Below are 24,213 nucleotides of genomic sequence, written 5' to 3' on the forward strand. Positions count from 1 at the left end.
AATAAATCGTGCTCAGCCAATAGGTTGAGTAAGATGGACTAACATGGATATGGTTATTACACTTCAATATTATAATTTTGCAAATTATGGCGAGTTCAAAATCAAATACAGCTTCTCAAAACGGGATAATTCTTGGTGATAACAAGATAGTATGCTCCCTCATCAGCAAGGTAATAAAGACTACTGAATACGGGTCTTTAAAACGACAATAAATGGAACTTTATGAGAGAGAAATCATGTGTCGCCATAAAACTGTGATAACAATGTTCGGCAAAAGCCGTTACATTATATTTTCAATTTAATAAATATAAAAAACAATGAGAAAAGAAAAATTTTTCCTCTCTCTTTTTTGAGAGACTGACGCGGACAAGCCACTTGACCGCTGCCAAGAGCGGAGATTCGGGATTGCTCGAAATGCTCCGTGAAGCCTACGACCTCTATCAGGTCGAAGTTGTTAACCAAGGCAAACTTTATCAGCGTTATGCTGATGATTTTGTTTATAGCCATGAGTTCCACGATGCCATCGACGCATGGAGCAAGAATGAACATCAGAAGAACTACCGCATTCTTGATTCACTACTAACCAATCGACGTGACCTTGTTGAGAACTACTTCAACAAAAGCGGAGTTAGCGAAGCAGAGCTGAGGGAAATGCTTAATCTGTTTAATACTACGCTACCTTCATCCAACACTTTTGTTGCTCGTAAGAAAGTCAGAGAGGCATCAGACCTCAATTTATGCTCTTGTCTCGACAATGATGACCTTAGTGTTCTTGCTCGTTGTTGCAACGAGGCTAAAATCTTCAGCGAAGTCATCTATGCCAGCGACCTTCTTTCTCTTCTGGACGGCAAATTGTCTATGCCTCTCCATTCTCGCAACAATCGGCTTGTCGCCTTTTTCTTCGACCAGCTATCCCTCTACAATCTCATCATCCGCAACTGGCAGAACGTTCTTGCCCATCAACGCTGCATTGTCAGCTCCACAGGCAAAGACACTCTGACACAGAAGTCTCTGTCTTCCGCTCTCTACTCTATCGTAGATTTGGAGTTGTCTGCACAGGAGAAGATCATTGATGATGCTGTTCGTCCTATTGGGTTGAAATATCAAAGAAAAAGAAACACTGACAAATAACTGCAAAGAAAATGTCAGGGAGTGAGCGAGAGAATCAGATAGAGTCTCTATTATCTCTCTTTCTCATGAATGACTTTCGATGTACTTTTGCCCTCCGTAACCGGTTTACATTGGTAACGGAGGGCAACCTCTATATGTATCATCATAAAACAAAGAAAATGGGCAGACGTAAGACGACATTATCAGACAATGCATTGGAAATGATTATTTCCATAAATCAGCGACTCACAGAACTTGTTAACTGTGACATTCCCAAGCGTCTTCATTGTATTGAAGAGAAATTGGACTATATCAATCCCAAACTTTTGACGATTGAACATATTGATAGGTTTTATAGTGAAGTCAAAACGGTATTAACCGTTACAGAAGCTTGTGAATATATGGGCATAACAGAATCACATATGTACAAGCTGACCAGTAATGGAAAAATACCTCACTACAAACCTACAGGTAAGCTAATATATTTTGATAGAAGCGAGCTTGATGACTGGCTATTACAGAATAAAACATATAATGAAATAAGCAATGACAATGAAAACAAATGATTTTCCCCAAGCAAACCAACTTGACAATGTACATATCATAAGTTTGCTTGACAGACTTGAAGCAGCCAAGAAAGTTCTTGAAAAATCTGAAGACATTGAGTCAACGATTGAAAAGCTAAATAATCTTGAATACTTCCTAAGAAGATTTGGGACGCTCAAAGATCTCGCTACTCACATGCTTTTCATTGAGAAGAAAATGTATATTCTCAAAGAGTATCTGACAGTCACTGAAGCAGCGGACTATCTTAATCTCTCTCCAAGTCTGGTTTATAGATTAACCAGCAAGCACGAACTCCCCATTTACAAGCCTAATGGAAAGACCATTTTTATTCGTAGAGATGATCTTAACAGATGGATTGCAAAAACCAGAGTCATGTCTGATGACGAGATTGAGGAATATGCAGCCACCCACATGGAGAATCTGTTCAAAGGAAATTTTAATCATAAAAACAAAAAGAAATGATGGACATAACAACATTAGGCAATCAGAGAATTGACCAGAAGACGTTTGAACAATTATTAAAGCACATTAAGCTGAAGGTTACAGAGGAATATTCTTTTCCCCCAGAAATCATCACATGCGGAGGAGCAACTATAGCAACTCTGGGCAACTTCAGTGCTTCGGTCGGTAAACCAAAGAGTAAGAAGACGTTCAACGTCTCTGCTATTGTTGCTGCTGCCATATCTGGGAAAGAGATTCTTGGATATAAAGCTCACTTGCCTGAAGACAAGAAAAAGATTCTCTATATTGATACGGAGCAGAGCAAGTACCACTGTCATAAGGTTCTGGAGCGAATACTGAAGCTGGCCAACCTCCCATTAAACAAGGAAAGCGGACTCATCGACTTCTTTGTTTTGCGTGAGTACACTCCAGAACAGAGACGCGATATCATCACCCTGGCATTACGTGGTGATTCACGATATGGCTTAGTTGTCATCGATGGTGTACGTGACCTGCTCAGGGACATTAACAATCCAAGTGAGGCTCTTGACATTATCAATGATCTGATGCGATGGTCAAGTTTCTATGACCTTCACATTCACACAGTGCTTCACTTGAACAAAGGCGATGACAACACCCGTGGCCATATTGGTTCCGAGTTGAACAACAAGGCTGAGACTGTGCTCCAGATTACCAAGAATATTGATGACAGCAACATGAGCGAGGTGAAAGCCATGTTCATTAGAGACAAGGAATTTGCCCCTTTTGCGTTTCGCATCGACAACAACGGTCTTCCAGACTATGTGGAAGGCTACAAGGCTGAACTTGCCAGGCGTGACAAGAAGATGCACTTCTCCAGATTAACGGAAGAGCAGCATCGAGAGGCTATTGAAAGCGTTGTTGGCGATAATGCTCCACTGGGTTATTCAAAGATGATTAACCTTCTGATGGATGGTTATTCTAACATTGGTTATTCACGAGGTCGAAACACCATCATCAGCTTGCTCCGATACCTGATTGAGATGGGACTGATACTGAAGACTGATAAGGCTTACCAGTATGTCCCACAGAAACAGGAATCGGAAAAACAGTCAGAAGATACTGATGAGGACGGTTTAGTTTAGTTTGGATGTTTATATATATGTACTGGCATACTTACGATGTAAACTATGAACATATCACAAGCCAAACTCATCAATTTAGTGGACTTTCTTGAACAGGAAGGACACAAGGCAGTAAAGCAGAGGGGACATATTTATTGGTACAACTCCCCAATCCGTAGTGAGAGCTCACCTTCTTTCAAGGTTGACTCCAGCCGAAATGAATGGTATGACTATGGTTTAGGGGAAGGTGGTGACATCCTCGACTTAATAAAAGGGCTATACAATGTGAAGACCACCAGTGAAGCCCTTACCATACTCGCGCCTAAAAGCAATTCATTCATTAACGCTATCTATCATCGGAAAGATGCCCCACCAAAAAGGCAGGAGTCCGGGCAGATGCATAATGTAGCGTACCATCCTCTTACACATCAAGCTCTGTTATCGTATATGCTGAAGCGGAAGATTGATGTGAATCTAAGCCGAGTGTATTGTTGTGAAGTCCATTATGACCTTCGCAACAAGCACTATTTCGGTATCGCTTTTCGTAATAGAATTGGAGGGTACGAAATCAGAAACCAATATTATAAAGGATGTATAGGGCATAAAGATATAACTCTTATTCGGAAGAGTAACGAGGAGATCCAGGAGCATATCATAATATTCGAGGGATTTATGGATTTCCTTTCATACATGATGCTCTCCGACATAAAAAGCAGCCGTATTTGCTTGCCATATCAATGTGATTATATGATATTGAACTCCATCAACTGCCTTGATAAGGCTATGAGTGTGCTTTCTTCATATAAATATGTACACTCCTATCTCGACAATGACGATGGTGGCAAGCGCACATTTCAGTCTATGAAAGAAACTCTTGGTGATATTGTGATTGACGAGACGCACAGATTCAATCCTTATAATGATTTGAATGACTATCTCGTAAAACAGCCTAATTCCGAACTGTAGCCATCTTGTGCTGCCATGTATTTAAGGAGTCTCAACCGAGGCTCCTTTTTTGTTTATATACATTTTCGAGTATGATATTTTCTGCAATATTATACTCAAAACTAAACTCCTGTTAATATTCGATTGTAATTCAAATTTTCTTCATTTTATATTGATTTATCTATGTTCCTTTGCACTCGCAAATTTTAAGTCGAACCAAAAATTCAAGTATCAAAATGAGTGCATTTGCCATATTCGTATTAGTTCTGACAGTCATCTATGTCATCTACTATTCCGCAATCATCATGCAAGATTTGTACGCGAAGAAAGATGCTCCCAAGACAGAAGAGGAAGACTTTGATGTCAGTCAGATGCAGAATCAGGAAGAACCTATTAGCATTACTGAAGATGCTAACGGATTTCATCTTAATGGTGATACCACTGAAGAACAGGAAGAACCATCGTCCGTCACTTGGATTGAAAATGATGACGATGCAAACAAGTACCAGGAAAAGATTAAGAAGGAACATACCAGTGCCGAGGAAGAATGCCAACGTTTGCAGGATTCCATGGAAGACGTGGATGTTGACAGCACAGGTGAAACTGAGGCTGATGTCATGGTGAACATGCTGCTTAACCAGAAGCCTGGTGGTCCGAAAATCTTCTATTCAAGGGATAACGTATGAAAACAGGTTTGGGTGTAACACATAAGATTGTCGGTTTTTGTTCGGCTGGCATCCTGCTCTTCCAGCCAATGTTAGCATCTGCCAAATGCGGAGGTGTTGACTATAGCTGGGGAGCGGATGCTTTGGCGAATGCGCATGACTATACAGTTACAATGATGCTGTATGTGGTCTATCTCTCCTATGCCATCGCTGCTATCGTTGCCATCATTGGTGCATTGCAGATTTATTTCAAGATGACAACTGGAGAAGGTGACATCACTAAGAGCATTATGATGCTCGTCGGAGCTTGCCTGTTCATGATTGGAGCATTCATCTTATTCCCAGCCTTCTTCGGATATAATATCATTTAGGATAACGAACACGATAACAAACAGGATAACAAATAAACAGGATAACGAAAAATCTCAAATGGCCAAGAGAGAAGAATCGTGTGAATAGTAATTAACAAAATCTGTAAAACGTAAGAAAGAAATGAAGAAAATTAAAAAGTTTGCTAAGAATCTCTTCAGTGCCAATCGCATGAAGATGCTCGCCATGATGCTTCTTTGCGGTACTGCCGTAACCTTTGCGCAGAACGCAGCTGGTGACTACACCGCAGGAACCAATGCTCTCTCCACCGTCACGGAGGAGATTGCGAAGTATGTTCCTTATGTAGTGAAGCTGTGCTATGCCATCGCCGGTGTAGTTGCCGTTGTCGGTGCGATCTCCGTGTACATCGCCATGAACAACGAGGAGCAGGACGTCAAGAATATCTTAGTCCTCCAAAATTGGTTGGAAAGGATAAGAAAGGAAGTGACAAATAAAGTGCTTAGTATCAAGCGAATAAGCGATTTTTTGATTTTTCCGATTCTTGCTCAACCGACTCTTAAAAAGATATAATAAAATGATTTTTGTTTCTGATTTGTTTCTCATATATGGCTTGATTTTCATATCTTTGCACATGCTTTCAAAGGCATAATCACGATGCAGAAACGATATATCAGCATCCGAAAAGCCCAACCCTCGCAGACCCTCTGCAAAATTCATTTTCCCTTCTTTCGGGAGTAAATTACCAAAATAAAATATAAACAAGCATGGCAAGACCAAAGAAACAAGTCAAACTGAAGGAGCCGATTAAGATTCGTCTCAAACCTCTCGCAGATGGCAACAAGAGTATCTATCTTGACATCTACTGGAAGGGAGTCAGGAAGTATGAGTATCTGAAACTCTATATCATTCCTGAGGTCAATCCACTCTGCAAGGAGCAGAACAAGGAAACGATGGCACTCGCAGAACGTATCAAGGCAGAGCGCATCAAGGCTCTCCATGGTCACGGAGTGCAAGACTGGGAAACCGTCAAGCAGGGTTCTCAACTCTTGACAGGATGGATCAAGAAGTATTGTGAAGGTGGAATCAGCACCAAGAAGTCAACCCTCCATTGTCGTGTTGAAATGCTTCACACCGTGGAGAAATATCTTGAAGAGTCCAATCAGACCTTCATCACCCTTGAAGAGGTCAATGCTGATTTCTGCCGTGGGTATGTGAAGTTCCTTCGCACCTTCCCAAACTCACACTGCAAGTACATTGAGCCAAGACCTATCAGTCAGAACACGGCAAGCCGTTACCTCGGCATGTTCTCGACTACTCTCAACAATGCCGTCCGTCAAGGTATCATCCGAAACAATCCAATGAAGGAACTGGATGCCAAGGAGCGCATTCAGCCAAAGGATGGCAAGAAGGAATACCTTACCATTGAGGAACTTAAAGCCCTCATGGCAACCGACAGTTACCGCCCAGAGGTCAAGCAAGCCTTCATCTTTGCTTGTTTCACTGGTTTGCGACTCAGTGACATGTACAAACTTGCACCGATTCACATTTTCAAGACTCCTGACGGCAAGGGCGAGTACATTGACATGGAAATGCAGAAGACTGAGAAGCCTGTCATCATCCCACTCTCGGAAGAGGCAAAGCGTTGGTTACCAAAAACAAAGGGAATAACAACTCCCTTCTTTGATATACCAACTACTCAGACCGTCATAGGCAGAGCCCTTCGCAAATGGGCAGAGGCAGCAGGTGTAGAGAAGCACATCAGTTTCCACTGTTCACGTCACACCTTCGGAACAATGATGCTGACACTTGGCGCAGACCTGTTCACCACAAGCAAGTTGATGGGTCACACCAACATTCAGACCACTGAAATCTATGCGAAAATCGTAGATAAGAAGAAGGAGGAAGCCATCAACCTCATTGATGGAATGTTCAAGTAAAGGATGTACTTTGAAAGTACCCCCCCCTTCAAAGAGTTAAGGGAGGTGACTTGAAATCACCCCCTTTGATAAACCAGGGTGGTGTTTCACCCCAGTGGTATAACCAATTATAACAATCATTGATATGACCATCACACTTCGACAAAAAGACCTTGAAAACGACAACAAGAGCCTGTATCTTGACATCTATGAGAATGGCAAGCGCAAGTTTGAGTTCCTTTCCCTCTACCTAATCCCTGAGATTAACCAAGAGACAAAGGAACGCAACGAGGCTACCTTGAAACGTGCGCAGGAGATTCGTGCCGAGCGCGTCCTTCATCCCGAGACCATTCCCGAGAAAGGTCACTTGATGGTTGTACCCGACATTCCCAACGATGACTCACCCGAAGTCATTGACTGGATCCAGACTTACATGGAGTGGATGGACGGCAATCCCGAATATTCCAAGAGGACTGTCGAGCAGACTCAATACCTTCAAGAACGCATGAAGGAGTTTCTGAAAGCCAAACGCAGACCGCACATCACTCTGATGAAGTTCGATAAGACATGGTTCAAGGCATTCTTTCTTTGGCTGAAGAATGACTATGTACCTCAGAAGTATGTGAGAGTCAAGGCAAAGCCGTTGAGTAATGCCAGTTTGCGGAACATGCAGCAACGCATTGTCGCAGTATTCAACAAGGCAGTCAAGACTGGCAAGTTGAAGGCAAACCCCTTCTATCAGTTGGAGAAGGAAGACACAATCTCCAAGCCAAAGTCTGGTCACAAGCTGTACCTTACACCCGATGAACTCAAACTCTTCATGGCATCCGAAGAGACTAACGGAGTCAGGGAAACCCAGTTGGCATTTGGCTTCGCTTGCCTTACAGGACTACGCATCAGCGACATAAGGGCTTTGCGATGGTCAAACATCATGAGGAACGAGGTAACGAACACACTTGTAATCGTCCAGAAGAAGACCAAGGAACTCAATGCCGTCCCAATCTGCTCAACCGCAGAAGCATGGATGCCACCCAAGAAGGATGACAAGGTTTTCCACCTTCCTGCCCATGCCAATGTGGATGCAGCTCTCAAACGAATAGCCAAGAAGGTAGGTATCACGAAGACAATCTCCTTCCATACCTCCCGACATACCTTTGGCACATTGATCCAAGCGGCTACTGGTGACATCGAGACCACCAAGAAACTCATGGGTCACAAGTCGCTCAAATCAACCGCAGTCTATGCAGACGTGCTGACTGAGGAAAAGGTCAAGGCTATCTCCAATACCAAGACGGTATTCAGGAGTCGCAAGCCACACACCGAGAACAAGAAGATTCCACGAACCAAGCGAACGGCAGCGACCAACACGCACCCTCGCAAGGTCATAGATATACAGGATAACGAATAACGGCTAACGAGCCGATTCAGGATAACAACCAGTTTCATTTCATCAAAAGCAGTGCCCTGATTCAAGGTAGTGGTTTCCGCTACCCTTAGGGGCTTGCTATCTCAAAACCAAGCATTCAGGATAACGTAAACAACTAAATATCAAGATTATGAATAAGACTATTGACAACGAGACTCTTCTTTTGAAGGTAGAGTCATTTGAGCATCGCATCGAGGTTCTGGAGAACACTCTCAGCGCAGCCAAGGAGGTATTGACACTTGAAGAAGCAGCCCTTTTCATGGGTATATCAAAGAGCAGTCTCTACAAGATGACCCATCGTCATGAGCTTCCTTTCTTCCGTCCAAACGGCAAACTCATCTACTTTGAGAAGGCTGAACTTCTGAAGTGGATGCGTCAGAACCGCAGCATGTCTGAGGCTGAGACCAAGGAGGCAGCAGCCCAGAAGCTGAATGAACTTGCCAACCACTAATCAATGAGTATTATGAATCAGGATTTCAATCAACAGCAGTACAACGACAAACTGGCTCAGGTAGCCAGCCTTGCCGTTACCTATGCCAAGGATGGCACAGGCTATCACAGTATGAAGGATGCCTTCAATGAACTGTGCGAGATTTCACATGCCAACAAGGGCATTGACCAAGAAAACACTATCGGCAGACGAACCCTGCTTGTGCAGAGTGTCTGCATCAAGGCTATCCATGCGCTCACTCCATACCAGAACGAGCGACTTGAACAGCAGCTGAAGGACATTGCTTCGGACTATCCCGAGCATCGTCACCTGCATTTCCGCAGATAGTTTCTTCTTTCCCTTTTGTCATATCATAGACATATCAATGAGAGTTACCGCTTACATACGTCAGAAAGATACATCGAAGAACGACCTTGACAGCCGTGCTTCGGTGTACTTCCGTGTCCGTGACAAAGGGCTTGATGTCAAGTGCGCAAGCGAACTTCAGATCAATCCCAATCATTGGAGCCAAGAACGACAGGGCTACAAGAGCCGTGTCAATCTTGTGGATGACGATACCAGAAACCTCTTTGACTCACAGGTCAAGGAGATTACAGGTATCATAACCAGGGAATACTATATCGGAGCAAACTCCGACTGGCTAAGACGACTGATATTTGCCTATCACCACCCCAATGCCTATTGCATGGGCAGTGGCATGGCGGTAAGCAAATCCTTTGTCATCTGGGCAGAGAGGTACCTTCAGAACAAGCATTTCGGCAAGCATCAGGAGTGCAACACCCGATGCCTGATTGACAAGGTTACTCGTTTTGAGGATGAACACAAACACCCGATGAACATTGACAGCATGACTGCCGATGATCTTCGTGTGTTTGCGGATTTCCTGTCTTCTGACTATGACATATCTATGAATACCATCGTCACTAACATGACCTTGATGCGTACCGTCTGCAACTGGGTACGAAAGCAGGGAGTCACAAACAATGACCCCTTCTTTGGCTATGACATGCCCAAGGCACTCTATGGCACTCCATATTTCCTGACCATTCAGGAGCGTGACCAAGTTCTGGATGCAGACCTAACGGATGATGCAGAACTTGCTGAGTATCGTGATATGTTCGTGTTTCAGTGTATGGTCGGATGCCGTCATAGTGATCTTGTGACCTTCACCCCCAAGAACATTATTGACGGTGTTCTGGAATATATCCCCATCAAGACCAAGGGCAAGTTAGGTGACGTTGTAAGGGTTCCTCTTATCCCCAAGGCTATGGCTATCCTTGATGGCCATGACCATGGTGATGATGAACCAATCTTCCCCAAGCATTATAACTTCAAGTTCAACGATGCTATCCGTAGAATCTTGAAGCGTGCCAAGGTAAATCGTGTTGTCACTGTGATTAACCCTAAGACACGGCTTGAAGAGAAGAAGCCAATCTCAGATGTGGCTACCTCTCATCTTGCACGAAGGACTTTTATCGGTAATCTTTACCGCATGGTCAAAGACCCTGATTTGGTTGCTTCTATGTCTGGTCATGCCAAAGGCAGCGTTGCTTTTGCCCGATACCGAGTCATTGATGATGACATGAAGAAATCCCTGGTTGAACTTATCCAGTGATTCTCTTCTTTTTGATGGCATATTCCTTTTCCCTTTATTCGGTTACATTTCAATAATATCATAGACTATGGACGATAAAAAATTACATCGTTGCTTCACTTTCTCTGAAGAGCAGTTGAAGCATCTTCGAAGCAAGAAGTACAAGATTGACCGTATGGAATGCTTCATGTCGCTTGTGGATCTTGCCGAGCCAGTTCCAAAACTTGTGCAAATCAGCAAGACCAAGCAAGTAGAAATCTTGGCAGGTCAAGTTATGGTTGACAATACCCAACTTGCCAAACTCTGGGACAAAGACCGCAAGACGGTTCCAAAGCTGTTGGATGCTATGGAGGCTGTGGGCATTTTCTCTTCTCAGGAAGTGGAAGATAACCGCATCTACACCCTTCATTGTCTCTCAGGCTGGTATGTTGATGCCAAGTTCGTGTCGAATGCCTTTGCCTTAAAGCGCAATAACGACAGTACGGCAATCATCCATGCGGAAGTTCCTGCCTCCAAGGTCATCATCACTGAGGATCCTGATGACAAGAAGAAGGACAAGGAAGGTTCTGCTTCTGCCGATGACAAATCCAATGACTCTGCCGAGGGCAACAATCCTCAGACAACTGGCAATGTGTCGCACCAATCACCACAATCTAATGATAGTGGCAATGTGGGTAAGTCTGGAGCAGATGGCAACAAGTCACCATCACCTCCTGAAAACAATTCCCCTCAGTCTGCTGACAGCCCTTCGCCCCAAGGTGAAGCCGATGGCAAGCAGAATGAAGGGAAGGTGAACGAGCAGACTCCACCACAACAGGGAGGACAGCAGCCACAACAGCCTAACGGCAACCAAGGACAGCCTAACAACGGCTATCAGAAGCCTAACGGCTACTACCACCAGAACGGCAACAAATAGCCGTCTGAGGACTCAGGAATGCGACCTGCACCGCCAAACCATCCCAAAGGACGTTTACCGATACAGGACGATACGGCAAGCCGAAACGACCTTCTAAGCCCTGACGGGAACTTAGCAGGTAAAAGGACCGATTTTTAAGAGGTACTTTTCGAGAAATCCTTTTGTACTACATTATTTGTGACCAAATTTATGCAGTCCTAAAAGTTTCTCGGGCTACTCGCAGGCTCGCAGACCTATGTCCTTCTTTTTAACTGATTTATTTTCATCCCTTTAATCTTATTCATAGATATGGCTAAGAAAAAGAAGATTATCAAGAAGACACCCACAAGGGTGCATTCCTTCCGCTGTACCGATAAGGACTGGAAGGAGTTGAAGAAACTCGCCAAGGAATGTGGTATCAGCATTGGCAAGTATCTCGTTGAAACAGGCTTGAATCATCACCCACGTCAGCGACTCACTCCAGAGGAAAGCAAAGCCCTTAACTCTCTGACTGAGGCACGTACCGACTTGATAAAAGTCCGCAGCAAGTTGCACGATGCTTCACCCGAGGAAAAGCAGAAGATGTTCAGATCTGCAACGTTCATGAAGTGGTGGATTGAAGCCGTTGAACGTCTCATCAAACACTGGTATAGCATTGAAGACAACCTTACTTCTCCTGTACTGACCAAAGTTCAAGAAGACGAATGATCATACTCGCAAGACCAGTAGCCTATGGCGGCAATGCCGCAAGGTACGCAATGGAGAAGGAGAATGCAACCGTGGTCAAGGTAAACCACATGCCTGACTATCTCGATGCCAATGAAATCTGGTATCGGATGAAGCATCACTGCCAGTTGCATCAACAGGACAGGACTGTTGGGCGAAAGTTGGAACGCTTCATGACCACGTTTGTACTCTCCCCATCCAAGGAAGAGTCTGAGAACTACACCTTGGATGACTGGGCAAACCTCGCTGATGAAGGTTTGGATGCTTTGGATTCAGTCGGACTTTTACCCAAGGGTTTCAAGGAAAAGGTCAAGACCAATTTCCGCAATTCTATGAGTGTTGCAGCCTTGCATCGGGATTCCAAGTCAGGAACACTTCACCTGCATCTTGACTGTTGCCGTGTGGATAATGAAGGCAAGACCAACGATGTTCACGATGTTCACATCAGAGCAATGAAGGCTGCGGAAATTATCAATGCAAGGCATGGTTGGGAGCAACCTCAGGAGGTTCGTGATATGCGCAAGGATGAGATTGCGGAGTTTTGCGAATATACCCTTCAGAAGATGGATAGTTTTAACATTGACAAATACTTCAATTTGCTTCGCATGAAGGGCTATGAGGTCAAGCCCAAGTATGACAATACTAATGGCAAACTTGTGGGCTATACCATCGGCAAAAATGCCTCAGTATTCAAGGCTTCTGCCATCGGTCGAAGGTTCATGGTATCACAGCTTGAAGCCACTTGGAAGAAGATGCATCCCAAGCCTACTCAGGTCAAGATGCGACCTGCTTCACCTTCCATCACTCCGGCTCGCCCTGCTCGCCCAGTTGCTCAAACAACGAAACCTACCCAGTCCAATTCTAAGCCATTGCCTGTTGCTACCAAGACTGCTTTCAGTTTCAACGTTGGCGGTGAAATGAAGAGAATCTGGATTCCGAACACGGTCAAGGACATCTTCCTCAATGAGGCTCAGGTTCCTGACTCTGATATGACTGCAGCAAGAGAGGACATTTCTCATGTTGGTATGCTTCTCTTCCTTGATATGATTGATGCTGCAACAACAGTGTCCGAATCTTGTGGCGGTGGTGGTTCTGCTCCTTCGTCTGGTTGGGGCAAGGATGATGACGAAGACGAGCGTGAGAGGGCTCGCAGATGCCTCCAGATGGCTCATTCAATGTGCAAGCCACCGCAGAAAAGACGTTCATTCCACCGTTAGACAAATCCTACATATCAATGAGAAGAACAAAACATGTAGAAGAACTCATCGAAGATGACGAGCAGAAGCCTGACTTCGATGACATGATGAACGAAGTCCAGGAAGAGATTGAAGAGCATGATGCCGAGGATGCTGTTGTCAGTCGTGCGCCTGAACTCAGGCAGTTGAGTGAGAACATTGACAAAGCGACCAACACTTGGATCAATGCAACTCTTCAACTGGAGTCTGCCATCCGTAAGTACAATTCAGCTCAGACTGCTCTTGGCAATGCCGTTGACACTATCAGTGGTAAGGTTGACACCATCAATACCCACATTGACAATGTTCTGAAGGATGCCCCAATCAAGTTGAAGGTTTCAGTCAGAGTCGATGATGTTGACTGGAAGAAGATTCAGGACATGTTCGACAAACAACATGAATGGATGACCACTCAGATGCAGAAGCATATCCGTGAGGTCAATCAAATGTTTTATGAAGAACGTAGAAGGGTTCAGGAAAGGTACAAGGAGTACGACGGAACCTACCTCGGACACTATGTGCAGTATTTCTTCTGGTTCTTCTTTGTCCTTGGACTCGTTATTTTCGGCTTGGCTATCTTCCTGATGCTCGACAGTCACTACCACTGGACAAAGTAATCTAATGTTTATACCCTCCAAAATCCCTACGAAACTTGGCATAGTCTAAGTTTGTAGGGATATTTTTTTTCTTGAAAACGTCATTTTCTTGAAAATGTGCACTATTGCCCGTTGTGGGAGCCAGATAGCATGAGTAACTTTGCACCGTCAAAATAAACGAGTGTAAACCTAATTGTTATAAAGTAAGCATTCCGTAAACCACGTATAGATGGTTATGGAATACTTTTTATATAGTCCGCTAAATGGGAATTTACAATTCTGATATACTTCAGATGTAGGTTGCCGTTTCTAAAGCAATATAAAGTTTGTTTAAACTATGGTTGGCATTGTTCAAGCCTTTGGCTTCATATCCATTTGTATCCAAAATGTCACCTGTTTCAAAAAAAGCATACAACTTCAAATTGTAGAAGTCGCACACAGATTGAACTCCAGCCAATTCCATTTCTACAGCGATGCACCCTTCTTCCATACGTTTGCGTACAAGTCCTTTTGTTTCTCTGATCATCGAATCTGTCGTCCATATTTTACCTGTAATATATGGTACAGATAATTTGTCGAAAATTATGGAAAGTTCCTTGCTTGCGGCTATATCAATATAGTCGGATGGTGCTGCAAAATAATATGAACACCCGTCCCCTCTGTAACTTTGTGTCGGTATGATAAATCTACCTTGTGTGGTTGTACGGTCAAGACTGCCACAGGAACCGAACATAATGAACTTTGATGCTCCAGTTAGCCAGCTTGCAAGATGACATTGAGAGGATGCTACTGCTGAACCTATTCCTGACAGGTAGAAAGTTATCGTAACTCCTTTATAAGTTGTTTTATAGATATGCGTATCGCCATTGCAAGCCGGCATAGTTGCAATAATTTCAGATTCGTAGGAATCAAGTAAATGCCGATGAATCTCCTTCGAGAATATTATCAGGCATATATCTGCAAAATCTCCACGTCTGCCGTAGAAATCAAACAGATTGATCATTGGTTCAGTTTCAATATCATAACTATCAGTAATCATAGCATATTGAATCAGATGTGAGTTTTATATTGCTCCGGTATCTCAAGATTGAAAGTTCTGCATAATAACAGGACGTCGTGGACATCATTTTCATCGTATTCATATCCAAGATGGAACTGTACCTGTGCCTCCGGGTTTATGCATGTTACCTCAATATTCCCGATATTTCCTTTACCTGAGAAAGTTTCGCTTGGGAAAGTGTATCCGTCATATAGAATTCCATCTTCGACATATTCGAAACAATGCAGATCGATTATTCTTCCGTTGTCATCTTTCCAGACAGTATGGCTATCGGTCGTATAGTCCATTACAACTTCTCTGTATCCCTTCCAGGTAATCACGGATATGGCCTTACCATAGTCTTTCTTCTCTACGAACAGATCGATGTCGTTATGTATTCTTGTTTCTCTGCCTATAAGTGCATCGACACCCCAACCGCCGTCCAGAAACACCTTTACAGATGCTTCAGACAGCATTTCAAGAATCTCACATGCATCAAAATAAGTGACCATAAAATTGCAATTAAAATAAACTTTGGTGCAAAGTTAATAAAATTCCGTGAGACTAAAGAGACTTATACGTAGAAAGTTAAACATACAACTGTATTTTCGCAGAAAATACTATAAAATGCCACCTGAAAAGCCCACTTTTCGTGCACATTTTTCCAACTAAAGCCATTTTTTCAACCTGATTGCTGAAACGACAATAAGGTTCACAATACCTGATTTTGCACCTTCAGGAACGCAGCACAAAATGATAGAAAATGAAAATTTCCGTTCATTTCCGTGTTAAGATATGTTAAGCAGATGTTTTCATTTTGGGGTTTTTGAAATTTTTGTTTCCAGTTTGTTTCTTTTGGTACTTTTTGCTTTTTGGGAGTGTTGATATTCAGCACTTTACAATTCGGAAGCAGATTCTCAAGAAGAAGATTATGATGGTTGTCGGTGCTTGCATCTTCCTCGTTGCAGCTGCACAGGCTCTGCCTCTCTTCTTTGGTCTCTAAACCAGATTCAAGCGTAGATACACACTATGGCAGCAGGAACAGAACACAACGAATATGTCAGTTACCCAATGTTCAAGGGACTTCAGAAGCCTCTGGAGTTCATGGGCATCCAAGGGCGTTACATCACATGGGCAGCTTGCGCTGTTGGCGGTGCCATTCTTGGCTTCATCATTGCCTACTGCATCTTTGGATTTGTTGTTGGTCTGATTGTTCTTGCTGTTTCTCTCTGCACTGGTGCCGGACTTATCTTCTTCAAACAGAAGAAAGGTCTGCACACAAAGAAAGAAGACCACGGTGTGTTTATCTACGCTTGTTCACGAAGAATGTAATTTTCATCGAGTGTAGTTAATGAGCAAGTGTATTGAAATCTGAATAAATGTAATCGGTAGGCTCGCCCCTTCGACAGGGTGAGTCTGCCTTAATTTGGAGATAAGAATGATTCTATATGTCATCATAGCATTTACCGCGATACTCATAGGCATGGCCATTTCTGTCTATGCCTTTGGAACTGGCGGTAAGCGCAAGAAGATATTCCAGGACATCTACTTCTCCATCGAGGATGTAGATGGTATTGGTGTTCTCTACACGAAGACTGGTGAATATTCGGCTATAATCAAGATTGAGAATCCCGTTCAAAAGTACTCAGCCAATATTGACAGCTACTATGAGTTCACTCATTTGCTTACGGCTATTGCACAGACGCTTGGAGAAGGTTATGCCATACACAAGCAGGATGTGTTTGTCAGGAAGCAGTTCAAGGATGAGACCTCAGATAATCATGAGTTTCTTTCTGAAAGCTATTTCCGATACTTTACTGGCCGTACCTATACAGACAGCCAGACTTATCTGATTATCACTCAGGAGAACAAAAAGAGCCGTCTATTGTCCTTTGACAGCAAGAAATGGCGAGATTTCCTTGTAAAGATTCGCAAGGTTAAAGACCTCCTGAAGGACAGCGGTGTAGATTCCACCTATTTGGGTGGTGAAGAAGCGCGTCTTTATGTTGACCGCTATTTCTCTATGAACTTTAACGACAAGATTGTGTCGATGACCAACTTCAAGGTCGATGACGAGACCATTTCCATGGGCGATCGTCGATGCAAGGTGTATAGCCTTGTTGACGTGGACTGCATCAACATCCCTTCGATTGTCAGGCCGTTCACCAATATTGAAGTGAATAACGTCGCTATGCCTGTCGATCTTGTGTCTTTGGTTGACAGCATCCCTTCAGCAGACGTGGTTGTCTATAACCAGATGTTCTTCATGCCTAATCAAAAACGTGAACTGGCATTGTTGGAAAAAAAGAAGAACCGCCATTCCAGTATGCCCAATCCAAGTAATCTGATTGCTGTTGAGGACATCAAGAAGGTTCAGGATGTTATAGCCAGAGAGAACAAACAGCTTGTATATACCCATTTCAATTTGATTGTAGGTGTTCCCAAGGATGCCGACATTCAAAAATGTACGAACCATCTGGAGAATGCTTTTGGTCGCCTTGGCATTCATATCAGCAAACGAGCCTATAACCAGTTGGAGCTGTTCGTTAACTCCTTCCCCGGCAACTGTTATGGAATGAACCAGGACTATGACCGTTTCCTCACTTTGAGCGATGCTGCTGCTTGTTTGATGTACAAGGAGCATATTCAGCACAGTGAGGACACACCTCTTAAAATATACTATACGGACAGGCAAGGTGTGCCAGTAGCCATTGACATCAGCGGCAAGGAAGGCAAAAACAAGATTACGGATAACTCAAACTTTTTCTGCCTTGGCCCATCTGGTAGCGGTAAGTCGTTCCACATGCATGTCATATGGACTAAAACGCATCGAAAAGAACTCCAAACAAAACTTAGAGAAACGTCATAAATAGCTCATTTTCAATACATATTCATTAACATAACGCTCCAACCGCCTATTGCGAGTTTCATCCGTTTATAGTAATTTTGTACCACGGTTGTACCATGGGCAGAGGGACACACGGTTCTTAATGAGGGTTCTTATTTCCTCTTATTTCCCCTTGTTTCCTCTTAAAAGTTTCCGTCAAGGACCATCCCCCATGAGTCACTGCAAAATTCAAAAATAACGGTAAAAATGAATACTACAACTCGCATTCCAATCGTGCTGATGTCCGTAGAGGAAACAGCGCAGGCAGTAAGCATCAGCGTCAAGACAGTACGCAGTCTTATTCGTCAAGGCAGGCTAAGAGCCGTAAATTTCGGTACACGCATGACCAGGATCTATTTGCAAGACCTTCTTGAAATAGCCAAGGGACAAGGTTATCAGGTGGTTCTCCCTTCTTCCCTATCGTTAGAAGGAGCAACGTCCAAGAAAGCACAGAGGCTAAAAGATGCCGAGACTGGCTCAGTCAACAAGTTGGCAAAGTGTCGCAAGACTCCCAGGGCTGGTGAAAGAGCACCTGATGGAGTAACCCACGACACCCATTACACAATGGCAGAGGTGTTGAGCACCTTTAATATCAAGTATGGAAGATTCTATGAAGTCCGCAATCGTTACCAACTCCAGTCAGTTCACGCATGGGGAACGACCTGCTTCAAGAAAGAAGACGTGGAAAGGGTTATCGGGCTTTATAATGAAGAACAGGGTAAGAACATTTCCGATGACTGGTACACCTGCTTCGACATCATGAAACTCTACGGATTAGGCAAGACACAGGTACGCAGATTTGCGGAGACCCATGGAGTGAGAATCCGAAAGTTCAAAGGCGGAAGAGCCAACTACTATCTGAAAGCAGACTGGGAGGCTGCACGCAAGAAGGCAGAGAAAAGCAGTACTACGACCAAGGCAAAACGGAAGTGAGACACAAGTCAAGAGATGGTTCAAACAAACTCATATACGACCCATGCCGTTGCAATTGCTATGCAGCACCCATCCATGTCGGTCGAAACAAACCCACAACGCAGAGTAACGGATATAAGACAAAAAACGCATCCAATACCTGCTTTTAGTCTGATTTTGAGCGTAAAATCATACTCAAAAGCAAATTCAGGTTAAATTCTGGCTGTATTTGAAGCCATCTTTGCTTTTCTCTTTTCACGGCAATCTAACTTTGCATCGGATTTGAGAGTTAAAGCGTTGCGACCATGGCTATTCGCATCCACAGATACACATCGGTAAGAATAATAAAAGAATAACAATATGACGAACATTTGTACAAAGGTCACCGTGCGGAAACGACCTATCAAGAACGGACAGACTTCCCTCTATCTGGATTTCTATCCTCCAATCCGCAACCCGAAGACAGGCAAGCTCTCACGCAGGGAGTACCTTGGTCTTTACATCTACACCAACCCTGTTGAACGCTTTCAGCAGGAGTACAACAAAAGTATGATTCAGAAAGCGGAAATCATCAAGTGCCGCAGGACTGAGTCCATCATCAATGAGGAGTATGGCTTCCTCGACCGCAACAAGGGCAAGGAGAGCTTCTTGGAATATTTCAAGAACCTCATGATTGAGCGTGGCAGCAGCCAGAACTGGGCAACCGCCTACATGCACTTCCACAATTACACGCATGGCGAGTGCCGCTTCTGCGACCTTACCGTTCCGTACTGCCAGGGATTCCTCGACTACCTGTTGTCGGATGCCTGTATGCACAACGGCAAGCGCATGATGGGAACAACAGCCAACAACAACCTTACCAAGTTGAAGTGCATCCTTGCCATCGCATACGAGGACGGACTGCTCAAAGAGAATATCGCCAAGAAACTTGTGCGTGCCAAGGCTCATGGCAACAAGCGGCAGTTCCTCACCAAGGAAGAGTTGTTGCAGTTGTCTCAGACTCCTTGCAAGAGTGATGTCCTTCGCCGTGCAGGTCTCTTCTCCTGCCTTACAGGTCTTCGCCTTTCTGACTGCATCAGACTCCAGTGGGAGAATATCGTCAAGTTGGCTGATGGCGGCTGGGGAATGGACATTATCACAAAGAAGACTTCCACCGCTGCAATCCTGCCTATCAGCGAAGAGGCTTTGCAGCTCTGTGGCGAGCGAAGCACTGGACAGGTGTTCAAGAATCTCACGAACAGTACAGTGGCATTGTATCTCAAACCGTGGATAAAGGCTTCCGGCATCGAGAAACACATCACCTTCCACTGCTTCCGTCATACCTTTGCCACCTTGCAGTTGGCAGAGGGAACGGACATCTACACCGTGAGCAAGCTGCTTACCCATAGCAATCTTGCCACTACTCAGGTGTATGCCGATGTGGTGGACGAACTCAAACGTGATGCGGCAGAACGTATCTCGCTCAAAATACCAACAAAGGAAGAGAGTGACCAGACATAAGTGAAAAACATAATCAGGATAACAAATGGAAGAAAACAAATCATTATCGTTCGACCAACTGCCCAGTGCAGTTGGCGAACTTCTGACAAAGGTCAATACGATGATGACTCGTCTTGATGACATTGGTCAGAGAATAGGCAATGCTCCGAGCGAGAATGACCATGTTCTTATGGACATCAGAGAGGCAAGTGCCTTCGTCCGAAAGAAAGTCTCATCGCTTTATGCTTACACATCTGAAAGGCGCATTCCTTTCTACAAGAGAGGGAACACGCTCTACTTCTTCAAAGACCAGCTGATAAAATGGATTGAGGCAGGTGGCTCATGGGACAAGCCTTACGAATCGACCCAGGAGGAACAGGCAGACTTCGAGGCTCATCTGGCAATGTTGCAGAAAAGCAAGAAGAACAAGCCTGCCTCCATGAAGAGGGTCAAGGGCGAGAAAAATCCTGATGGGGAAGAATGGCATGACGGATAAGAGAATCATGTAATCTACTTTTTACGAAAGGGGAAAGAGAAACTATTCATTCTTTCTTTGCTGAGTAATCCGTTTCACTAATAATCAGTTTTTCAAGATGAGTAACCAAAGCATAAAATACGGAATCCTGCTGACCAAGGAACAGCTCGATTTCTTGAAGGATGACAGGCAGGGCTTCCACCGCATGACCGCCTTCGGCACTTTTGTATCAATGGCATCCACCAAGCCAAGTGTTTATCTGAAGACAGGCTTCTCCGCTTCTCTCTCCATCGGGCAGTTTGCCATCTCTACCGTTGAGCTGTCTGCCCTTTGGAAGTGTGACCGCAAGACAGCGGCAAAGGTGGTGGAACTGTTCAATCAGGTGGGCATCCTCTCAACCGAGAGGAACAACCGCACCTCCATACATACGATACTATGCATCGCCTTCTGGTACGTTGACGGCATCAAGGAAGCCATCAAGAACCCCTTCTACAACCGTCAATCCGTGACTTCCGCCACCCAAGAGGAATCGGTGTCCAATGTCCCATCCGATACCGCTTGCTCTTCGGAAGGCAATCTTTCCAATGGCATAGGTCAGCAGAAAGACAGCAGCGTCAATCCTGCCACTACTGACATTCTGCAGCCCCATGTTCCTGCCTCTTATAATACCTCTTCCCCTTTCGTTAATTCTCATGTTATCGGGGATGGACTTTCAGATCCTTCTCCGATACCACAAGACTTCAAACAAAGGGAAAAGGAAGGTGATGACCATTTTGAGTATGAGGTTGGACAGCCGTCAGAAGATGACTGCAATCAAGGAGAAGGGGCATCACCCATTGAGTTGCTGCCGTCTCCTGTCTATGATGACGAGGGCAACCTCTTGCAGCCACCGCCCCATGAAGGACGATGCGAGGATCACACGGAGAGACATGGCGCGCATATCACCCCAAGTCACTCATGATGTCATCTCTACTTTTCCCTTATTTCGACTATTGACGTTCCCGACAGGCAAGCTATCCAGAAGCCGCTACCTCTATTAGCCGTAGTTTTTTTTCGGAGGTCTAAACAAGAAGTACCAGTGTCAGACGGTTTCGCTTCGCCCACCGCTTCCTACTGGCATTCTTGAATGTTCGCAGGCTCACATTGGCTGTCCTGTTATATCAAGTATAAACTTTATAAACCCCATCTACAATGACAAAAGACAAGAATAACAACACGGAGAAAACCTCAAAGAAGAGACCTCCGAAGACCAGACACATTGACGTTCGTTTCACAGAAGAACACTACGACTTGGTAGTACATAATGCCCGACTGTCAGGCAGGAGCAAGAGCACATATCTTCATGACTTAGGCATCGGACACAAGCCATCCCTACCCATGACCGCAGAGCAGGAGGAAGCCTTGAAGGGCTTAATCGGGGCAAGGTCTGAACTGGTTTATGTGCGCAATGCGCTTCATGCCCTGCCACAGACCGAGAGACTAAAACTCTTCAAGAGAGCCGACTTCATGGAACGTTGGCTTCAAGGCATCAACACCCTGATAGAGGAATTGAGCCGCATTAGAGACAAATTCTTGGATATGTTATGATAGCAAAAGCGTCAGCAATTCAGCATGGTCAGGCAATGACCAATTACGCAACCAAAAACAATCGCGCGGACATCGTCAAGACCAACCATCTCAGCGAGGGTCTGCCGCCGATGGGCATGTGGGACGAGATGGTGCTGCATCAGTCCATGTTCAAGCAGAGGTATGCCAAGAAGCCCATCGAACTGACGTCCATCCGCTTTGAGCTTTCCCCATCTGAGGAGGAGGCACGTAACTGGACTATGGAGGACTGGAGAAGATTCCTTGACGAGTTCATTCGTGAGATGGATGGTATCTCCAAGGTGAACCACATCGGCAAGAAGAAAGGCAAGGCTGCAACTTCGGTCAAGCCGACCAACATAGCCAACTCACAATATTTTGCCGCCCTTCACCGTGACTCCAAGAGTGGCATTCCCCACCTGCATCTGGTGGTGAACCGCATCGACATGGACGGTAATCTCAATGATGTGAAGTTCATCGGTGAGCGTGCCGTGATGGCTGCGAAAGCCATCAATCAGCGTCATGGTTGGAAGGATGCCATGGATATTCGTCAGGAACGCATTGCAGAGGTGACCAAAGCCTGTATGGATGTGCTGCGTTCAATGCCGTTCTTTGATTGGGATGAATATGCCGACCGATTGAGGGCAAAGGGATATGACATCGAGCTTATCCGTGACAAGAATGGTCAAGGCAGGGTGCATGGCTACCGCTTCAAGTTCGGAAAAACTACCATCAAGGCTTCCGAACTGGGTGTAGGAAGGAATCTCACCGCATCGAAAATCGGGAATACCTTCCGCAAGCTGCACCCTCAGCCAACACCTGTTGCAGTTGGTCAAAGACCTTCTCCTTCTGTTTCAAACGCTACCACATTGGACAGCAGAAATACGGCATCGCAAGGTGGTCTGTCTCGTACAAGCAATGTTGCCAAACCTGACCTTCCTGCCGGATTGAGAAAGATTATTGAAGTCGATGGTGAGCGTTTCAGCATAGTCATGCCGAGAACTGCTTACGACACGATGAACAGTTGTATCGAAGTTCCCGAGAATGGATCCGCAAGCCACACTGACATTCTGAATGTAGCCATGCTGCTCTTCATGAACTACCTTGATGCTGCCACATCGATGTCTGAGTCATGTGGTGGCGGTGGCAGTCCTGGCAGTGGCTGGGGACGTGATAAGGACGATGATGACCGTGAATGGGCAAGACGTTGCGCAATGCAAGCAAACACACTCTGCAAGCCGATAAAGAGAGGCATGAAACGATAACTTTTCAAACAAGAACGGTATGGGAAGAAACAAGAAAGATGCCACACAGGATGTGCTTAACCTGTACAATCAGATGCAGGAGGACGAGAACATCGAGAGTGGCAAGGAAGAAATCAAAGTGACCCTGAAAGAGATTGAATCAGCCAAGAAAGCACTCTATGAGGCAAAGGAGGAACTGGGCAATGCCTATCGGAGGTTGGAATCAACGAAAGTGGCACTTATGGCTGCCCACAGGAGCACGGACAACATCGTGGATAGTATATGCCATGCCATAGTCAAGGCAGAGCAGAGCAACCTCAAAGTCGGCATCAACGATGAAGGAGTTGCCCAGTTGGATAAGCGGAACAACACCGCCATTTCTGCTTTCAAGCAAGCCCTTGACGAGCATGAGAAGCGGATAAACGACCTGTTCACTCACCAGCAGAAAGAGCTTAAACGAATCCGCAATATCGAGGAGGGTGCATACTTCAACGGTAGCACCTATGCCTGGATGTTCGGCTTGGCTTTCCTAAGTTGGTCTATCATCTTTGTTGAAATCACCATTTGGATATGCATCACACTTTTTTAGAAAA

Annotated in this window: 27 protein-coding genes and 2 pseudogenes; 27 read left to right on the forward strand and 2 right to left on the reverse strand. The window is 44.8% G+C overall.

Translation table 11 applies throughout. The annotated features are described in order from the left end of the window. Window positions 1–375 precede the first annotated feature (375 nt). The 17 genes from CIK92_RS05450 (at window position 376) to CIK92_RS05535 (ending at window position 14,021) form a co-directional block, all read left to right on the forward strand. Entirely contained in the window at window positions 376–1,131 is a 756-nt protein-coding gene (locus tag CIK92_RS05450) for a hypothetical protein (protein ID WP_094388412.1), read from the forward strand. Between the two features lie 158 nt (window positions 1,132–1,289). Then, a complete protein-coding gene (locus CIK92_RS05455) occupies window positions 1,290–1,676 on the forward strand; it encodes a helix-turn-helix domain-containing protein (RefSeq protein WP_254046000.1) in 387 nt (128 codons plus the stop codon). After that, window positions 1,663–2,139 (forward strand): helix-turn-helix domain-containing protein, encoded by a 477-nt coding sequence (locus CIK92_RS05460; protein ID WP_094386510.1) that lies wholly within the window; start codon window positions 1,663–1,665, stop codon window positions 2,137–2,139. The genes CIK92_RS05455 and CIK92_RS05460 overlap by 14 nt, the downstream gene beginning before the upstream one ends. Further along, window positions 2,136–3,242 (forward strand): AAA family ATPase, encoded by a 1,107-nt coding sequence (locus tag CIK92_RS05465; RefSeq protein WP_094388414.1) that lies wholly within the window; start codon window positions 2,136–2,138, stop codon window positions 3,240–3,242. Before CIK92_RS05460 ends, CIK92_RS05465 begins: the two co-directional genes overlap by 4 nt. Before the next feature lie 45 nt (window positions 3,243–3,287). Continuing rightward, window positions 3,288–4,187, forward strand: a complete 900-nt coding sequence (locus CIK92_RS05470) for a toprim domain-containing protein (protein WP_094388415.1) — start codon at window positions 3,288–3,290, stop codon at window positions 4,185–4,187. A gap of 215 nt (window positions 4,188–4,402) precedes the next feature. Beyond that, window positions 4,403–4,852: a hypothetical protein gene (locus tag CIK92_RS05475; protein ID WP_094388416.1), complete on the forward strand. Its 450-nt coding sequence runs from the start codon at window positions 4,403–4,405 to the stop codon at window positions 4,850–4,852. Next, window positions 4,849–5,202, forward strand: a complete 354-nt coding sequence (locus CIK92_RS05480) for a DUF4134 family protein (protein ID WP_094386519.1) — start codon at window positions 4,849–4,851, stop codon at window positions 5,200–5,202. Before CIK92_RS05475 ends, CIK92_RS05480 begins: the two co-directional genes overlap by 4 nt. Before the next feature lie 121 nt (window positions 5,203–5,323). Then, window positions 5,324–5,731: a DUF4134 family protein gene (locus CIK92_RS05485; RefSeq protein ID WP_094388417.1), complete on the forward strand. Its 408-nt coding sequence runs from the start codon at window positions 5,324–5,326 to the stop codon at window positions 5,729–5,731. A gap of 194 nt (window positions 5,732–5,925) precedes the next feature. Then, window positions 5,926–7,098 (forward strand): site-specific integrase, encoded by a 1,173-nt coding sequence (locus CIK92_RS05495; protein WP_094388418.1) that lies wholly within the window; start codon window positions 5,926–5,928, stop codon window positions 7,096–7,098. Between the two features lie 124 nt (window positions 7,099–7,222). After that, the gene (locus CIK92_RS05500; protein WP_006743471.1) at window positions 7,223–8,485 is read left to right on the forward strand and encodes a site-specific integrase; all 1,263 of its coding nucleotides are present in this window, start codon (window positions 7,223–7,225) and stop codon (window positions 8,483–8,485) included. A 148-nt stretch (window positions 8,486–8,633) separates the two neighbouring features. Further along, on the forward strand, window positions 8,634–8,954 hold the full coding sequence (locus CIK92_RS05505) for a helix-turn-helix domain-containing protein (RefSeq protein ID WP_006743470.1): 321 nt from the start codon (window positions 8,634–8,636) through the stop codon (window positions 8,952–8,954). A 12-nt stretch (window positions 8,955–8,966) separates the two neighbouring features. Then, window positions 8,967–9,281, forward strand: coding sequence for a hypothetical protein (locus CIK92_RS05510; RefSeq protein ID WP_006743469.1), 315 nt, complete (start codon window positions 8,967–8,969; stop codon window positions 9,279–9,281). A gap of 37 nt (window positions 9,282–9,318) precedes the next feature. Further along, window positions 9,319–10,569 (forward strand): site-specific integrase, encoded by a 1,251-nt coding sequence (locus CIK92_RS05515; RefSeq protein ID WP_006743468.1) that lies wholly within the window; start codon window positions 9,319–9,321, stop codon window positions 10,567–10,569. A gap of 67 nt (window positions 10,570–10,636) precedes the next feature. Beyond that, window positions 10,637–11,464 (forward strand): hypothetical protein, encoded by an 828-nt coding sequence (locus CIK92_RS05520; protein WP_094388419.1) that lies wholly within the window; start codon window positions 10,637–10,639, stop codon window positions 11,462–11,464. Window positions 11,465–11,752: 288 nt separating this feature from the next. After that, window positions 11,753–12,151, forward strand: a complete 399-nt coding sequence (locus CIK92_RS05525) for a hypothetical protein (RefSeq protein WP_094388420.1) — start codon at window positions 11,753–11,755, stop codon at window positions 12,149–12,151. A 50-nt stretch (window positions 12,152–12,201) separates the two neighbouring features. Continuing rightward, a complete protein-coding gene (locus CIK92_RS05530) occupies window positions 12,202–13,386 on the forward strand; it encodes a hypothetical protein (RefSeq protein WP_254046001.1) in 1,185 nt (394 codons plus the stop codon). 17 nt (window positions 13,387–13,403) lie between these two features. Beyond that, window positions 13,404–14,021 carry a hypothetical protein gene (locus CIK92_RS05535; RefSeq protein WP_094388422.1) on the forward strand — a complete coding sequence of 206 codons (618 nt, stop codon included), beginning with the start codon at window positions 13,404–13,406 and terminating at the stop codon, window positions 14,019–14,021. Between the two features lie 268 nt (window positions 14,022–14,289). Here the strand turns inward: CIK92_RS05535 and CIK92_RS05540 are convergent, their stop codons facing one another. Continuing rightward, a complete protein-coding gene (locus tag CIK92_RS05540; protein WP_006743466.1) occupies window positions 14,290–15,039 on the reverse strand; it encodes a nucleoside phosphorylase in 750 nt (249 codons plus the stop codon). A gap of 11 nt (window positions 15,040–15,050) precedes the next feature. Next, complete coding sequence (locus CIK92_RS05545; RefSeq protein ID WP_006743465.1) at window positions 15,051–15,551, reverse strand: nucleotidyltransferase domain-containing protein; 501 nt, start codon at window positions 15,549–15,551, stop codon at window positions 15,051–15,053. A gap of 395 nt (window positions 15,552–15,946) precedes the next feature. Between CIK92_RS05545 and CIK92_RS05550 the strand changes: the two are divergent. From CIK92_RS05550 to CIK92_RS05595, 10 genes and pseudogenes are all read left to right on the forward strand, one after another. Continuing rightward, window positions 15,947–16,042: pseudogene (locus CIK92_RS05550) on the forward strand (DUF4134 family protein); the annotation flags it as partial. A 26-nt stretch (window positions 16,043–16,068) separates the two neighbouring features. Then, on the forward strand, window positions 16,069–16,371 hold the full coding sequence (locus CIK92_RS05555) for a DUF4133 domain-containing protein (RefSeq protein WP_094388423.1): 303 nt from the start codon (window positions 16,069–16,071) through the stop codon (window positions 16,369–16,371). A gap of 106 nt (window positions 16,372–16,477) precedes the next feature. Then, window positions 16,478–17,902: pseudogene (locus CIK92_RS05560) on the forward strand (conjugal transfer protein TraG); the annotation flags it as partial. 231 nt (window positions 17,903–18,133) lie between these two features. After that, window positions 18,134–18,859, forward strand: a complete 726-nt coding sequence (locus CIK92_RS05565) for a helix-turn-helix domain-containing protein (RefSeq protein ID WP_048317560.1) — start codon at window positions 18,134–18,136, stop codon at window positions 18,857–18,859. Window positions 18,860–19,198: 339 nt separating this feature from the next. Continuing rightward, on the forward strand, window positions 19,199–20,338 hold the full coding sequence (locus tag CIK92_RS05570) for a site-specific integrase (RefSeq protein ID WP_048317558.1): 1,140 nt from the start codon (window positions 19,199–19,201) through the stop codon (window positions 20,336–20,338). Window positions 20,339–20,363: 25 nt separating this feature from the next. Continuing rightward, a complete protein-coding gene (locus CIK92_RS05575; protein ID WP_048317556.1) occupies window positions 20,364–20,813 on the forward strand; it encodes a helix-turn-helix domain-containing protein in 450 nt (149 codons plus the stop codon). A 97-nt stretch (window positions 20,814–20,910) separates the two neighbouring features. Beyond that, a complete protein-coding gene (locus CIK92_RS05580) occupies window positions 20,911–21,753 on the forward strand; it encodes a hypothetical protein (RefSeq protein ID WP_048317554.1) in 843 nt (280 codons plus the stop codon). A gap of 230 nt (window positions 21,754–21,983) precedes the next feature. After that, window positions 21,984–22,379: a hypothetical protein gene (locus CIK92_RS05585; protein ID WP_049129886.1), complete on the forward strand. Its 396-nt coding sequence runs from the start codon at window positions 21,984–21,986 to the stop codon at window positions 22,377–22,379. Window positions 22,380–22,414: 35 nt separating this feature from the next. After that, entirely contained in the window at window positions 22,415–23,641 is a 1,227-nt protein-coding gene (locus tag CIK92_RS05590) for a relaxase/mobilization nuclease domain-containing protein (RefSeq protein ID WP_234187748.1), read from the forward strand. A gap of 19 nt (window positions 23,642–23,660) precedes the next feature. Then, window positions 23,661–24,209, forward strand: coding sequence for a hypothetical protein (locus CIK92_RS05595; protein ID WP_048317548.1), 549 nt, complete (start codon window positions 23,661–23,663; stop codon window positions 24,207–24,209). Window positions 24,210–24,213 lie beyond the last annotated feature (4 nt).

This window comes from Prevotella sp. P4-67 (genome assembly GCF_002251325.1).
Classification (GTDB): domain Bacteria; phylum Bacteroidota; class Bacteroidia; order Bacteroidales; family Bacteroidaceae; genus Prevotella.